A 14,818-nucleotide genomic window follows, 5' to 3' on the forward strand; every position below is an offset into this window, starting at 1 on the left:
TGGAAGTGAGCTTGCTCGCTTCCACAGTTTTTCGAACTTTAACTGACGGGCGCGGAGTATGCGCCCGTCATCTACCCGTCAGCGTTGCGCTGCAGGTACGCCATGCGGTTCGGCTTGGGCCTTGGTGGCGGCTGGCGGATTGGCCGGCCACGCCTGGCGATCCAGATCCAGGTCCGGGAACTTGGCGGAATCGAACACCGGCGTCTTGATCCCGGCGGCGCGCTGGTCGTCGTAGTCGCGCAGGATGCGCATGCCAACCTTGAACAGCAGGAACAGCGCGATCAGGTTGACGAACGCCAGCATGGTCATGGTGATGTCGGCGAAGGCGAACACGGTGCCGAGGTTCTCGATGGCGCCCCAGAAGATCAATACCAGCACCAACGCACGGTAGCCCATCAGCGCCTTGCGGTTTTCGCCGATCAGGAAGCGCAGGTTGCTCTCGCCCAGGTAGTAGTTGTAGAGAATCGAGGTGAACACGAACAACGCCAGCGCCACGGAAATGAACATCCGGCCCCAGTCACCGACCACGGCGGCCAGGGAGTTTTGGGTCAGGGCGATGCCGTCGCCTTCGAAGCCCGGGGTGTAGAAGCCCGAGAGCAGGATCAGCAACGCCGTGCAGGTGCAAATCACGAAGGTGTCGAGGAATACGCTGAAGGCTTGCACCACGCCTTGTGCCACCGGGTGCTCGACCGACGCGACAGCGGCCACATTGGGCGCGCTGCCCAGGCCCGCTTCGTTGGCGAACACGCCACGCTTCACGCCCATGACGATGGCGCTGCCGATCAGGCCGCCGAAGGCCTGGTCCAGACCGAAGGCACTTTTGACGATGGTCATCAGCATGGCTGGAACGTGATCGAACTGCAGCACGATCACGTAAAGGGTCACGCCGATGTACACCAGGGTTTTCACCGGCACCAGCAGGTCGGCGACCTTGGCGATGCGCTTGATCCCGCCGATGAACACCAGGCCCAGCAGCACGGCCAGGCCGATGCCGGTGTAGGTCGTGTCCAGACCGAAGGCATTGTTCAGTGAGTGGGTCACGGCGTGGGCTTGCAGGCCGTTGAAGGCGAAGCCGAACGTCACCAGCAGCAGGAATGCCATGAGCATGCCGAGCCCGCGTTTTTGCAGGCCATGCTGGATGTAGTAGGACGGGCCGCCCCGGTAGGTGCCGTCGGCATCGGCGCGTTTGTAGAGCTGGCCAAGGGAGCATTCAAAGAAGCTGCTGGACATGCCGACCAGCGCGGTCACCCACATCCAGAACACCGCGCCTGGCCCGCCAAGGGTCACGGCGATGCCGACACCGGCGATGTTGCCTGCACCGACGCGGCCGGCAAGGCTGAGCATCAGGGCCTGGAACGAGCTGAGTTGCCCGGCGCTGCTTTTAAGGCTGTCGCGGAACACGGCGAACATGTGGAAGAAGTGACGCAATTGAACGAAACGCGAGCGGATCGTGAAATAGCTACCGAGCCCGACAATGAGCACGATCAGTACTTTCCCTGAGAGGAAGTCGTTAATGACTTCGAGCATGGATTTTTCCTCGCTGTTTTTTGTTTAGGCAAATGCTGGCCAGACGGACACATTGCGTTACACCCGTTGGCGCTCGGCACAACAGGCGGGTCGATGTTCGTCCCGGTTTCATATCGCGGGTTTGTTGTTAGGTCGGGTTTCGCAGGGGTTGAGCTTTTGCTTCTGTCGCGGATAAAAAAAGGGCCTGGAGAATGATCTCCAAGCCCTCAAAAGGTGAGAGGTGTCTAGTCCCTCGACCTGGTGAGCGGTGCTACAGGTAACGCGTCGGATCAGGCCTTAAGCGGAACCAGACGCGGAGCAATCATGTTTTCCGGGCGCAGGATGTCGGCGAGCATGGCGTCGTCGAGCAAGCCTTCTTCGCGCACCAGTTCCAGCACGCCGCGGCCGCTTTCAAGTGCGATACGGGCGATGCGGGTGGCGTTTTCATAGCCGATGTACGGGTTCAGTGCGGTGACCAGGCCGATCGAGTGTTCGACCAGTTCACGGCAGCGCTCTTCGTTGGCGGTGATGCCGACGATGCAGTGCTCGCGCAGCATGTCCATGGCGCGTTGCAGCAGGCGGATCGAGTCGAAGATCTTGAACGCGATCAGCGGCTCCATCACGTTCAGTTGCAGCTGGCCGCCTTCGGCCGCGATGGTCAGCGCCAAGTCGTTACCGATGATCTGGAACGCGACCTGGTTAACGGCTTCCGGGATAACCGGGTTGACCTTGCCTGGCATGATCGAGCTGCCCGGCTGACGCGCTGGCAGGTTGATTTCGTTGATGCCGGTGCGTGGACCGCTGGACAGCAGGCGCAAGTCGTTGCAGATCTTCGACAGCTTCACCGCGGTACGCTTGAGCATGCCGGAGAACAGCACGAACGCGCCCATGTCGGAAGTGGCTTCGATCAGGTCGGCTGCCGGTACCAGCGGATGACCGCTGATGGTTGCCAGGCGCTGAACGGCCAGGTGCTGGTAGCGCGGGTCGGCGTTGATGCCGGTGCCGATCGCGGTGCCGCCCAGGTTCACTTCGGTCAGCAGTTCAGGTGCCAGCGTTTTCAGGCGTGCCAGGTCTTCGCCCAGGGTCGTGGCGAAAGCACGGAATTCCTGGCCGAGGGTCATCGGCACGGCGTCTTGCAGCTGGGTACGGCCCATCTTCAGGACGTGGTTGAATTCTGCACCTTTGGCGGCAAACGACTGAATCAGGCTGTCGAGGCTGGCCAGCAGCGCATCGTGACCCAACAGCAGACCCAGGCGGATAGCCGTCGGGTAAGCGTCGTTGGTCGACTGCGCCATGTTCACGTCGTTGTTCGGGTGCAGGTACTGATATTCGCCTTTCTGGTGACCCATGGCCTCCAGTGCGATGTTGGCGATCACTTCGTTGGCGTTCATGTTGGTCGAAGTGCCAGCGCCGCCTTGAATCATGTCCACCACGAACTCTTCGTGGAAATCGCCGCGGATCAATCGTGCACAGGCTTCGCTGATGGCCGCGTGCTTGGCTTCACTGAGGTGACCCAATTCACGGTTGGCGTCAGCGGCGGCTTGTTTGACCATGGCCAGGCCGACAACCAGCTTCGGGTAGTGCGAAATCGGAACGCCGGAGAGACGGAAGTTGTTCACCGCTCGCAGGGTCTGGATGCCGTAATACGCTTGAGCCGGTACTTCGAGTACGCCAAGCAGGTCTTTTTCTGTGCGGAAAGATGCAGCGGAGGACATGATAGAAATCATCTCGATATGGACCCGGTCTGTGCCGGAACACTGCAAATGCTAGGCTTGTGGAGAAATTTGGGCCAATGCTGTTAAACACTGGCCTATGCACATTCGGCATAATGCCTGTGTGACGCCGTGTGTGCGGCGAGCGTGTGACCTAAATTGGTGCGTGTCCGGGAGGACGTGATGAATCTGGAAAGCAAATGGCTGGAGGACTTCAGTGCTCTGGCTGCCACCCGCAGCTTCTCCCAGGCGGCGGAACGGCGTTTCGTGACCCAGCCGGCGTTCAGTCGGCGGATCCGCAGCCTGGAGGCCGCGCTGGGCCTGACGCTGGTCAACCGCTCGCGCACGCCGGTGGAGCTGACGGCGGCGGGGCAGTTGTTCCTCGTCACCGCACGGACCGTGGTCGAGCAACTCGGTGAGGTGTTGCGTCATTTGCATCATCTGGAAGGCGGGCAGGGTGAAGTGATGCAGGTCGCTGCCGCTCACTCGCTGGCGCTGGGGTTCTTTCCACGCTGGATCGCCCAACTGCGCAACGAAGGCCTGAACATCGCCACGCGATTGGTGGCAACCAACGTTGGCGATGCGGTGCATGCCTTGCGGGAAGGCGGCTGCGACTTGATGCTGGCGTTCTACGACCCGGATGCGGCCATGCAGATGGACCCGGAAATCTTCCCTTCGCTGCACCTGGGCCATACCGAGATGCTCCCGGTTTGCGCGGCGGATGCAGAGGGCAAGCCGCTGTTCGATCTGGAAGGTGAGGGCAGTGTGCCTTTGCTGGCCTACAGCGCGGGCGCGTTTCTCGGTCGCTCGGTGAACATGCTGTTACGTCAGCGAGCGTTGCGCTTCACTACCATCTACGAAACCGCCATGGCCGACAGCCTCAAAAGCATGGCGCTGGAGGGACTGGGCATCGCCTGGGTGCCGCAACTGAGTGTGCGCGCCGAACTGGCGCGCGGTGAACTGGTGGTCTGCGGCGGTCCGCAATGGCATGTGCCCCTGGAAATTCGCCTGTATCGCTGCGCCCTGGTGCGCAAGGCCAATGTGCGGTTGTTGTGGCGCAAGCTGGAGGGCGGAGCGGCGGGCTCGACCATCTGACAGAAAATAAAGAGTGAAAGCCGATGATGCGTTCACTCTTTTACAGTGGCGGGGTTAATCGGGTTTTTATTGTATCTCTTCGAGATATTTGAACGGATTGAATCGACCTGTCATGAAACTTTCCTGATGAATAATCCAGTCGTTATCAGTCTATGCTCGCCAAATAATTCTTTATGTTCTGTCGGTTGGCAGGGCTGAAGAGATAACAGTTGGATGTAATGCCTCCAGGTTTTGGTGTCATGTAAGTTTCACACCACCAGCCGTTGTATTGGATTTCCGAATCTTCATGCCTGGCCCCTAGTAAATGGCCAATTTCATGGGCGGCATAGTTGTAGCCGGTCAGCGATGCGATTGCGCTTATTCCGGTAAATAACGGTGGGTGGACACGAGCTATACCTGCGATCCTGTTGTTCATGTCTTCGTTGGTGACCAGGAGCACTTTGGTCGGTCGGTCAATTATGAAACCTTCTGCGAGTCTTTTCTCCAAATAGCTGACGCACATGTTTTCCCAGCGCGATGAGGTGATTTGTTCGTTTTCGTTTTTATAATCAAAGTTGCTGTAGGGCGCGAGGCGGCCAAAGATCACGTAGACTTTACGCTCGGTGAAACTTTCCAGCTCGGATATGAGCGGCTGGAAGTAGTCGGCATGAAGGTTTTTTCTTGTTGATTCCGGTACGTCATCGTGAATGACCACGAAAATAGTAATTGGTTTCTTCTTGGTGGAGTCGGCAGTTGGGCTCATCCTTGAATCCTTTAGTTGTCTTGTGAATGTTGCAAGCTGTGTTTGCTTTTAAAGTCCAGCGGATTAAATCTAATGATGATGTATTGTTTTTGCGAGTTGACGTCTGTTGCTTTGTATTGCGTTGAATTAATAGTGCCAACTTTTGGCGGTTAGAAGTTTGGGTTCTCGAGAGTAATTAAGTTGTCATCTGAAACAGCTGTCCCAGCTGACTTTGGAGTCAGTTTAAATTCCGGCAAGGCGAATGACAGATGGTCGCAAGAGGGGCTGTTTATCTGGCGTATTGCGGTATACTGCGCGGCCTTCGGCCGGTTCGCCCGGCCATAATTCGTACAATCAAGCCACGCATTTTGCGTGGCTTGTTGTTTTTTGATGCGCCTGCGGGCGCCCAGAGAGAAGAGGCACGACGATGAGTGCATTGGTTGGCGTGATCATGGGCTCCAAGTCCGATTGGTCCACCCTTAGCCACACCGCCGATATGCTGGAAAAGCTCGGCATCCCCTACGAGGTGAAAGTGGTCTCTGCCCACCGCACCCCGGACCTGCTGTTCCAGTACGCTGAAGAAGCCGAGGCGCGTGGCATCGAGGTGATCATCGCCGGTGCCGGTGGCGCGGCCCACTTGCCTGGCATGTGTGCGGCCAAGACCCACCTGCCGGTGCTGGGCGTGCCGGTGCAGTCGTCGATGCTCTCGGGTGTCGATTCGCTGCTCTCTATTGTGCAGATGCCTGCGGGCATTCCGGTCGCCACCCTGGCCATCGGCAAGGCTGGCGCGATCAACGCCGCGCTGCTGTCGGCGAGTATCCTGGGCGCCAAGCACCCGCAGTTCCACGCGGTGTTGAAAACCTTCCGTGCTGAGCAGACAGACAGCGTCCTGGAAAATCCAGACCCACGCATCGCCTGAGGTTGTTGACGATGAAGATCGGTGTAATCGGTGGCGGCCAGTTGGGCCGCATGTTGGCGCTGGCGGGCACTCCGCTGGGCATGAACTTCGCTTTTCTGGACCCGGCGCCGGACGCCTGCGCTGCGGCATTGGGTGAACACCTGCGCGCCGACTACGGTGACCAGGATCACCTGCGTCAGTTGGCCGATGAAGTCGATCTGGTGACCTTTGAATTCGAGAGCGTCCCGGCCGAAACCGTGGCGTTCCTGTCGCAATTCGTTCCGGTTTATCCGAGTGCCGAAGCCTTGCGCATTGCCCGCGATCGCTGGTTCGAGAAGAGCATGTTCAAGGACCTGGGGATTCCAACCCCGGCGTTTGCCGACATTCAGTCGCAAGCCGATCTCGACGCCGCTGTGGCCTCCATCGGTCTGCCGGCCGTGCTCAAGACCCGCACCCTGGGTTACGACGGCAAGGGCCAGAAAGTGCTGCGCACCCCTGAAGATGTGGTCGGCACGTTTGCCGAGCTGGGCAACGTCGCCTGCCTGCTGGAAGGCTTCGTGCCGTTCACCGGTGAAGTCTCGTTGATCGCCGTGCGTGCCCGAGACGGTGAGACCCGCTTCTACCCGCTGGTGCACAACACCCACGACAGCGGCATCCTCAAGCTGTCCGTGGCCAGCACCGATCATCCGCTGCAAGCCCTGGCCGAAGACTATTCCAGCCGCGTGCTCAAGCAACTGGATTACGTGGGGGTGATGGCGTTCGAGTTCTTTGAAGTCGACGGTGGCCTCAAGGCCAACGAAATCGCCCCGCGCGTACACAACTCCGGGCACTGGACCACCGAAGGCGCCGAATGCAGCCAGTTCGAAAACCACCTGCGCGCCGTGGCCGGCTTGCCGTTGGGTTCGACGGCCAAGGTCGGCGAAAGCGCCATGCTCAACTTTATCGGCAAAGTGCCGGAGACCGAGAAAGTCCTGGCCATCGCCGATTGCCACCTGCACCACTATGGCAAGGCATTCAAGGTCGGGCGCAAGGTCGGTCACGCCAACCTGCGTTGTGCAGACCGCGAGACGCTGGCCGCGCAGATCCTCAAGGTCGAAGCGCTCATCGCCGAATAGTTTCATGTGGCAGCGGCGGAACCATTCAGGGGCGCCGTTCTCTCATGGCAGGATGCGAAAGTCTGGCTAGGCTTTCGCATGACTATCCATTCAGAGGGAAATGCCATGGGAATTATCGGAACCATCTTTATCGGCCTGATCGTCGGCCTGCTGGCGCGGTTCCTGAAACCGGGCGATGACAGCATGGGCTGGATCATGACCATCCTGCTCGGTATTGGCGGTTCGCTGGCGGCTACTTATGGCGGCCAGGCATTGGGCTTTTATCAGGCCGGCCAAGGTGCGGGTTTCATTGGCGCACTGGTGGGCGCCGTCGTGTTGCTGGTGATCTACGGCCTGATCAAAAAGAACTGATTTAAGCGACAAAGCCCTCTCGGCCGCGTACGCCGAGAGGGCTAGAATGCTCGGCGTCTCACCGTCCTCCCTTTACCGAGCACTTTCATGCGCCGTCTTCTTTTGACTCTTCTTTTCCTGGGCACGGGCCTGGCTCATGCCGCCGAACTGCCGGAAACCGACTGGCTCGAACTGATGCCCAAGTCGGACCAGAAAGCCCTCGAGGCCATGCCCGAAATCGACCACAACTCCCCCGAGGCCAATGGCACCTTTACCGAAAAGGGTGGCATGAAGCAGAGCAAAGGCCTGCCGGCGGTGATGTATTCAACCAAAACCGTAGCGTCGATGAACGACAAGAACATTCGTATCGGTGGTTATCCGGTGCCGTTGGAGACCGACGCGAAAGGACGCAGCACGCTGTTTTTCCTGGTGCCGTACCCGGGTGCCTGCATCCACGTGCCGCCACCGCCACCGAATCAACTGGTGCTGGTGCGTTATCCGCAAGGTTTGAAACTCAACGACATCTACACACCGCTGTGGGTGACCGGCACGCTGAAGATCGAGAAGGTCAGCAATGACCTGGCCGATGCGGCGTATGCACTGGATGCGGCGAAGGTGCGTGTGGTGAAAGAGTCGGATCTGTAGCGGCAACACTAAAACACTGTGGGAGCGAGCTTGTTCGCTCCCACAGTGTTTTTGTAGTGCGGCTTAGAGCGGCTTGCTGGCGATGCTGACGCCCAGGGTATGGCTTGCACCCGGCGCCAGCGAAACCACATCACCCATCACATTCGCCGTCTCGATGCACAGCATGCGCTGCCAGCCATCGTTGGCCATGTCGCTGAACGCGGCGGCGCGCTCGATCCATGGGTTCCAGATCACTGCGGAGCGTGAACCACTGCTGGTCAGCGCGATGCGGCGCTCCCAGGCTGGATCGACGATGCTCAGCGTCGCCGGGGTATTCAGGTAGATGCGATCGGTCTCGCCGGTAAAGCGCAAGTCGCCGGACTGAGTGACGGTTTTCCAGTCGTCCAGCGTCTCGATGTAATCCAGGCCATCCAGCCCTTCGACATGCACGTTGCGCACATCGCTGACGGCGAAATAGCTGTGTAGCGCCTGGCTGATGGTGACGTTTTCAGCGCCCTGGTTGTGGCTGGTCAGGTGGATATGCAACTGTTCATCCAGACGAATGCTCAGCTTCAAGTCCACCTGATGCGGCCAGCCCGGCAGACCGCCTTCGGGGTAGGGCAGGAGGAATTCGATCTTGAGGCTATCGCCCTCTGCTTCTATGCCGCCCAGTTCCCAGTCCATCGCTCGCACCAGACCGTGAGCTGCGGCCGGTTCGTGGCTGACGCGCATCGACTGAACGCTCTGTGGGTTGCGCGCCAGGTTGCCGAACCACGGCCAGCAAACCGGTACGCCGGCACGAATGCTCTTGCCCGTCTTGAACACCGCCTCGTCGTTGAGCCAGATCAACGGTGGCCGGCCGGCCAGTTGATAACTGAGGATCTGCGCACCTTGCTGGGCGACCAGCAATTCGGCCTGGCCGTGGCGGATGCGCCAGCAGTTCAGTTCATCCAGTTTCACGGCTTCAACGTTGGGCGTGTTCATGGGGCAGCTCTCGATCGGGAACAATGACGACTACAGACTGCAAAAAGATCGCCGGGTTTAACGAAGCGTTTTATCAACGAGCTCTGGGCGGAACCGAACGGGTGCGGCCGCTGCCATCGATGGCGACGAACACGAACACCGCTTCAGTGACTTTACGCCATTCGCTGGACAGCGGATCGTCGCTCCAGACCTCGACCATCATCTTGATCGAGCTACGGCCGATTTCCAGTGCCTGCGTATAGAAGGAGAGCTGAGCACCCACCGCCACCGGTACCAGGAACGCCATACGGTCGATCGCCACCGTGGCCACGCGCCCACCGGCAACCTTGCTGGCCATAGCGGTGCCAGCCAAGTCCATTTGCGAAACCAGCCAGCCGCCGAAAATATCGCCAAAGCCGTTGGTTTCGCGAGGAAGGGCGGTGATTTGCAGGGCCAGGTCGCCTTGCGGAATCGGATCTTCTTGTTCGAGCTCTATCATGCCGGGGGGCCTCTGACCCGTGACTCTTCGTTGGTATTGCTGGTGGTAGCCGTCTTCGCGAAAAACGATCCAAGCACCGAACATACTACGTTCGTCACGTTTTTCTTAAGGCGCCTAAAGGGAAACTCTGCGAAATCGCCTATGAACCTGACAGGCGTTTTCGCACAGCAACCCTTTCGAACTGCAGCGAGATTGCGAGTATATCGGTCGGTAGACTCCGAGACGACCGTCCGGTTCTCATTTTGACTGTCAAAAACGCGCCTCTATGTGCTTTTTCGAACAATTTGTTATGGTGCCGGTCCTGCCCGAGCCCTTGCCAGCGTTGTTGGGGCGGCAGATTTGACTATAAGAGAAGCCCTTGCCATGACCACAGCGCCCTCGAGTATCGCGCAGCCAAGCCAACCTGCACGTCCGCTGACCCGCAACGACTACAAGACCCTATCGCTGTCGGCCCTGGGCGGCGCGCTGGAATTCTACGACTTCATCATTTTCGTGTTCTTTGCCACGGTGGTGGGGAAACTGTTCTTCCCGGCGGACATGCCTGAGTGGCTGCGTTTGATGCAGACTTTCGGCATCTTCGCCGCCGGTTACCTGGCGCGGCCGCTGGGCGGCATCGTGATGGCGCACTTCGGCGACCTGCTGGGGCGCAAGAAAATGTTCACCTTGAGCATTTTCATGATGGCGGTGCCGACCCTGATCATGGGCCTGCTGCCGACCTATGCGCAGATCGGCATGTGGGCGCCTATCCTGTTGCTGCTGATGCGGGTGATCCAGGGCGCGGCCATTGGCGGCGAAGTGCCGGGCGCCTGGGTCTTCGTTTCCGAGCACGTACCGCAACGGCACATCGGCTACGCCTGCGGCACGCTGACCAGCGGTCTGACGGCGGGCATCCTCCTGGGATCTCTGGTGGCGACGGCGATCAACAGCCTTTACACCCCGGTGGAAGTGGCGGATTACGCCTGGCGGATTCCGTTCCTGTTGGGCGGTGTGTTTGGCCTTTTCTCGGTGTACCTGCGCCGCTGGTTGCACGAAACCCCGGTGTTCGCCGAACTGCAATTGCGCAAGGCCCTGGCCGAAGAAGTGCCGCTGCGTGCGGTGCTGCGTGACCATCGTGGTGCCATCGCGATTTCCATGCTGCTGACCTGGCTGTTGTCCGCCGGGATCGTGGTGTTGATTCTGATGACCCCGACCGTGTTGCAAACGGTCTATCACTTCTCGCCAACCACATCCCTGCAGGCGAACAGTGTGGCGATCATTTTCCTTAGCGTTGGTTGCATCATTGCCGGCGCATTGGCCGATCGTTTTGGTGCGGGGCGGGTGTTCGTATTCGGTTGTGCGGCCCTGCTGGCCAGCTCCTGGACCTTCTACCACAGCCTGGCTGACCATCCTGACTGGCTGTTCCCGCTGTATGCCCTGACCGGCCTGCTGGTCGGCACCATCGGTGCGGTGCCGTACGTCATGGTCAAGGCGTTCCCGCCTGTGGTGCGCTTTAGCGGCTTGTCCTTTTCCTACAACGTGGCCTACGCCATTTTCGGTGGCCTGACGCCGATGATCGTCAGTTTGTTGCTCAAGGAAAGCCCGATGGGGCCGGCCTATTATGTGGCGGTGCTGTGTGGCGTCGGGATTGTGGTGGGCGGTTATCTCTGGAAGAAAGGGCGCTGATCCCGCGGTCCTCTGTGGCTGTACCGGTCCTATCGCTAGCAGGCTAGCTCCCACATTGAAATGCATTCCAATGTGGGAGCTAGCCTGCTAGCGATTTGGGGCGCCCCGAATCACCCGGTAAAAACGCGATGCTGGCCTTTCATCTAATTGTCATATTTCAGCCATAGAGTGTTCACACGGCCTGCTGATACTTGGCCCCGACTAACACACCCTATCTGCTAGGAGTAAGGCATGAAACTGAAGCGTTTGATGGCGGCAATGACTTTTGTCGCTGCTGGCGTTGCGACTGCCAACGCGGTTGCCGCTGTTGACCCGTCGATCCCGAGCTACACCAAGACCACTGGTGTGTCGGGCAACCTGTCCAGCGTCGGTTCCGATACCCTGGCCAACCTCATGACCCTGTGGGCTGAGAACTACAAAAAAGAATACCCGAACGTAAACATCCAGATTCAGGCCGCTGGCTCCGCCACCGCGCCACCTGCGCTGACTGAAGGCACCTCTAACCTGGGCCCGATGAGCCGCAAGATGAAGGACACCGAACTGGCTGCCTTCGAGCAGAAGTACGGCTACAAGCCAACCGCTATCCCGGTTGCCGTGGACGCCCTGGCGGTGTTCGTGCACAAGGACAACCCGATCCAGCACCTGACCATGGAACAAGTCGACGCGATCTTCTCGTCCACTCGTCTGTGCGGCGCCAAGACCGAAGTCAAAACCTGGGGTGACCTGGGCGTGACCGGCGACCTGGCCAACAAGCCGGTTCAACTGTTCGGTCGTAACTCGGTATCCGGCACCTATGGCTACTTCAAAGAAGAAGCCCTGTGCAAAGGCGACTACAAACCAAACGTCAACGAACAACCAGGTTCGGCTTCGGTCGTGCAGTCGATCAGCTCCTCGCTGAACGGCATCGGTTACTCGGGCATCGGTTACAAGACCGCCAGCGTGAAGACCGTGGCCCTGGCCAAGAAAGGCAGCACCGACTTCATTGAAGACAGCGAAGAAAACGCCCTGAACGGCAAATACCCGCTGTCCCGCTTCCTGTACGTATACGTCAACAAGGCCCCGAACAAGCCTCTGGCCCCGCTGGAAGCCGAGTTCGTGAAACTGGTTCTGTCGAAACAGGGTCAGGAAGTGGTCGTGAAAGACGGTTACATCCCACTGCCAGCCAAGGTTGCTGCAAAAGCACTGGCTGACCTGGGGCTGTCGGAAGGCGGCGCTGAAGTCGCAAAAAAGTAACAAATTGAGTCCGGTGTGAACTTCACCGGATTCACATGGGGGCGGCAGGAGCTGCCCTCATACACCTCTAATTCTCTATCCACTGCCAGCCACCGCTGGCGGCGGATTTGTTGCGTCACTGCATTGTCATCTTTCTGTCATACAGGATCGCTAGGGTGTGCGCATGAATGATCTGGCCAATTCCAACATGACTACAAATCCCCCCAAGCGGATTGATTTCAATACGCCTGAGCTGCAACGCAAGCGCCGCATTCGCGCGCTCAAAGATCGCCTGACCCGCTGGTACGTCCTCGTGGGTGGCCTGGCCGTGCTGGGTGCGATCACGTTGATCTTTTTCTTCCTTGCCTACGTCGTCGCGCCCCTGTTCCAGGGTGCCAGCCTGACCGCCAAGGACGCCATCACGCCTGCCTGGATGCAAGACGCCGGCAAGCCGCTGATGATCTCCCTGGAAGAGCAGAACCAAGTGGCCATGCGGGTTTCCGACAAAGGCCAGGCGCTGTTCTTCGATATCGACAGTGGCGCTGAACTCAAGCGCGTCGATTTGCCTGTTCCGGCCGGCGTCACCGTGACCTCCATCGGAGAAGACCAGCCAGGTCACCCGTTGGTGGCCGTGGGCCTGTCCAACGGTCAGGCGCTGGTGTTCCGTCACACCTATAAAGTCAGCTACCCGCAAGGCAAGAAAACCATTTCGCCAGCGGTCGAGTACCCGTACGGCGAAGCACCTATCGTGGTGAACGAGGCGGGTGGTGCGCTTGAGCACGTCAGCCTCAATGCCAACGATTCGACCCTGATGCTGGTTGGCGCCACCGGTTCGCAACTCAATGTGTTGTCGCTCACCAGCGAAGAAAACATGATGACCGGCGAAATCACCAACGAGCAGAAGCGTATCGATCTGCCGCAAATGACCGAACCGGTGAAAAACATCTTCGTCGATCCGCGTCAGCAGTGGCTGTACGTGGTCAACGGGCGTGCCCAGGCCGACGTATTCAGCCTGCGCGACAAGAGTCTCAACGGTCGCTACAAACTGCTGGAAGACGGTGAAGCCCAAGTCACGGCCAGCACTCAGTTGGTTGGCGGTATCTCGCTGATCATCGGCGACTCCAAAGGTGGCCTGGCTCAATGGTTCATGGCGCGCGATCAGGACGGTGAACAACGCCTCAAGCAGATCCGTACCTTCCAGATGGGCACCACGCCTATTGTTGAAATCACTGCCGAAGAACGCCGCAAGGGCTTTATCGCCCTCGACGCCTCCGGCAAGCTCGGCGTATTCCACAGTACGGCCCACCGCACCTTGCTGGTGGATCAAGTGGTCGAAGGCCAGGGCATTTTCGGCCTGTCGCCACGGGCCAACCGCGTGATCGTGGAAGCCGGCGGCAAGCTGCAACCGTTGCTGCTCGACAACCCGCACCCGGAAGTCTCGTGGAGCGCGCTGTGGAGCAAGGTCTGGTACGAGAACTACGACGAGCCTAAATACGTCTGGCAATCGACCGCCGCCAACACCGATTTCGAACCCAAGCTGAGCCTGTCGCCGCTGACCTTCGGTACCCTCAAGGCCGCGTTCTACGCGATGCTGCTGGCGGCTCCACTGGCCGTCGCCGCTGCGATCTACACCGCGTACTTCATGGCACCGGGCATGCGCCGCAAGGTCAAGCCGGTGATCGAACTGATGGAAGCGATGCCGACGGTGATCCTCGGTTTCTTCGCCGGTCTGTTCCTCGCCCCGTATGTGGAAGGGCACTTGCCGGGCATCTTCAGCCTGCTGATGCTCCTGCCGATCGGCATTCTGGTCGCCGGTTTCGTCTTCAGTCGCCTGCCTGAATCCATTCGCCTGAAAGTGCCCGATGGCTGGGAAAGCGCGATCCTGATCCCGGTGATCCTCTTCGTTGGCTGGCTCTCGCTGTACATGAGCCCGTTCATGGAGAACTGGTTCTTCGGCGGCGACATGCGCATGTGGATCTCCCACGACCTGGGCATCACCTACGACCAGCGCAACGCACTGGTGGTCGGCCTGGCCATGGGCTTTGCGGTCATCCCGAACATCTACTCCATCGCCGAAGACGCCGTGTTCAGCGTACCGCGTGGCCTCACCCTCGGCTCCCTGGCCCTCGGTGCCACGCCGTGGCAGACCATGACGCGCGTGGTGATCCTCACCGCCAGCCCGGGCATCTTCTCGGCGCTGATGATCGGCATGGGCCGTGCGGTCGGTGAAACCATGATCGTGTTGATGGCCACCGGTAACACCCCGGTCATGGAGATGAACCTGTTCGAAGGTCTGCGCACCCTGGCCGCCAACGTCGCGGTGGAAATGCCCGAATCGGAAGTCGGCGGCAGTCACTACCGCGTGCTGTTCCTCTCGGCGCTGGTGTTGCTGTTGTTCACCTTCGTCATGAACACCCTCGCGGAACTGATTCGTCAGCGTCTGCGCAAGAAATACTCGTCGCTTTAAGAAAGGTAGAAGTC

Annotated in this window: 13 protein-coding genes; 8 read left to right on the forward strand and 5 right to left on the reverse strand. The window is 59.4% G+C overall.

All coding sequences use genetic code 11. The annotated features are described in order from the left end of the window. Positions 1-78: 78 nt before the first annotated feature. Positions 79-1,527 (reverse strand): alanine/glycine:cation symporter family protein, encoded by a 1,449-nt coding sequence (locus BLV61_RS15850; protein ID WP_090466329.1) that lies wholly within the window; start codon positions 1,525-1,527, stop codon positions 79-81. 269 nt (positions 1,528-1,796) lie between these two features. Beyond that, positions 1,797-3,221 (reverse strand): aspartate ammonia-lyase, encoded by a 1,425-nt coding sequence (gene aspA / locus BLV61_RS15855; protein WP_047535225.1) that lies wholly within the window; start codon positions 3,219-3,221, stop codon positions 1,797-1,799. 180 nt (positions 3,222-3,401) lie between these two features. Here aspA and BLV61_RS15860 point away from each other — a divergent pair, with 180 nt between their 5' ends. Beyond that, positions 3,402-4,313 carry a LysR substrate-binding domain-containing protein gene (locus BLV61_RS15860; RefSeq protein ID WP_090466331.1) on the forward strand — a complete coding sequence of 304 codons (912 nt, stop codon included), beginning with the start codon at positions 3,402-3,404 and terminating at the stop codon, positions 4,311-4,313. 145 nt (positions 4,314-4,458) lie between these two features. Here the strand turns inward: BLV61_RS15860 and BLV61_RS15865 are convergent, their stop codons facing one another. Then, a complete protein-coding gene (locus tag BLV61_RS15865) occupies positions 4,459-5,055 on the reverse strand; it encodes a zinc metalloprotease (RefSeq protein WP_052193630.1) in 597 nt (198 codons plus the stop codon). A gap of 406 nt (positions 5,056-5,461) precedes the next feature. On the opposite strand from BLV61_RS15865, the gene purE reads away from it, so the two are divergent. The 4 genes from purE (at position 5,462) to BLV61_RS15885 (ending at position 8,022) form a co-directional block, all read left to right on the forward strand. Next, complete coding sequence (gene purE, locus BLV61_RS15870; RefSeq protein WP_017341565.1) at positions 5,462-5,953, forward strand: 5-(carboxyamino)imidazole ribonucleotide mutase; 492 nt, start codon at positions 5,462-5,464, stop codon at positions 5,951-5,953. Positions 5,954-5,964: 11 nt separating this feature from the next. Further along, a complete protein-coding gene (locus tag BLV61_RS15875) occupies positions 5,965-7,047 on the forward strand; it encodes a 5-(carboxyamino)imidazole ribonucleotide synthase (RefSeq protein ID WP_047535216.1) in 1,083 nt (360 codons plus the stop codon). Between the two features lie 105 nt (positions 7,048-7,152). Continuing rightward, entirely contained in the window at positions 7,153-7,398 is a 246-nt protein-coding gene (locus BLV61_RS15880) for a GlsB/YeaQ/YmgE family stress response membrane protein (RefSeq protein ID WP_047535215.1), read from the forward strand. An 87-nt stretch (positions 7,399-7,485) separates the two neighbouring features. Next, positions 7,486-8,022 carry a DUF3299 domain-containing protein gene (locus BLV61_RS15885; protein WP_047535212.1) on the forward strand — a complete coding sequence of 179 codons (537 nt, stop codon included), beginning with the start codon at positions 7,486-7,488 and terminating at the stop codon, positions 8,020-8,022. A gap of 63 nt (positions 8,023-8,085) precedes the next feature. On the opposite strand, the gene BLV61_RS15890 is transcribed toward BLV61_RS15885, so the two are convergent. Next, positions 8,086-8,985: a D-hexose-6-phosphate mutarotase gene (locus BLV61_RS15890; RefSeq protein ID WP_090466333.1), complete on the reverse strand. Its 900-nt coding sequence runs from the start codon at positions 8,983-8,985 to the stop codon at positions 8,086-8,088. 73 nt (positions 8,986-9,058) lie between these two features. After that, a complete protein-coding gene (locus tag BLV61_RS15895; protein ID WP_047535207.1) occupies positions 9,059-9,463 on the reverse strand; it encodes an acyl-CoA thioesterase in 405 nt (134 codons plus the stop codon). Positions 9,464-9,826: 363 nt separating this feature from the next. On the opposite strand from BLV61_RS15895, the gene BLV61_RS15900 reads away from it, so the two are divergent. The 3 genes from BLV61_RS15900 to BLV61_RS15910 all read left to right on the forward strand — a co-directional run bounded on the left by BLV61_RS15900 (position 9,827) and on the right by BLV61_RS15910 (position 14,804). Continuing rightward, a complete protein-coding gene (locus BLV61_RS15900; RefSeq protein ID WP_090466335.1) occupies positions 9,827-11,125 on the forward strand; it encodes an MFS transporter in 1,299 nt (432 codons plus the stop codon). Between the two features lie 231 nt (positions 11,126-11,356). Continuing rightward, positions 11,357-12,358, forward strand: a complete 1,002-nt coding sequence (locus BLV61_RS15905; protein WP_090466337.1) for a phosphate ABC transporter substrate-binding protein PstS — start codon at positions 11,357-11,359, stop codon at positions 12,356-12,358. Between the two features lie 163 nt (positions 12,359-12,521). After that, positions 12,522-14,804 (forward strand): ABC transporter permease subunit, encoded by a 2,283-nt coding sequence (locus BLV61_RS15910; RefSeq protein ID WP_047535201.1) that lies wholly within the window; start codon positions 12,522-12,524, stop codon positions 14,802-14,804. Positions 14,805-14,818 lie beyond the last annotated feature (14 nt).

This window comes from Pseudomonas mohnii (assembly GCF_900105115.1).
Lineage (GTDB): Bacteria > Pseudomonadota > Gammaproteobacteria > Pseudomonadales > Pseudomonadaceae > Aquipseudomonas > Aquipseudomonas mohnii.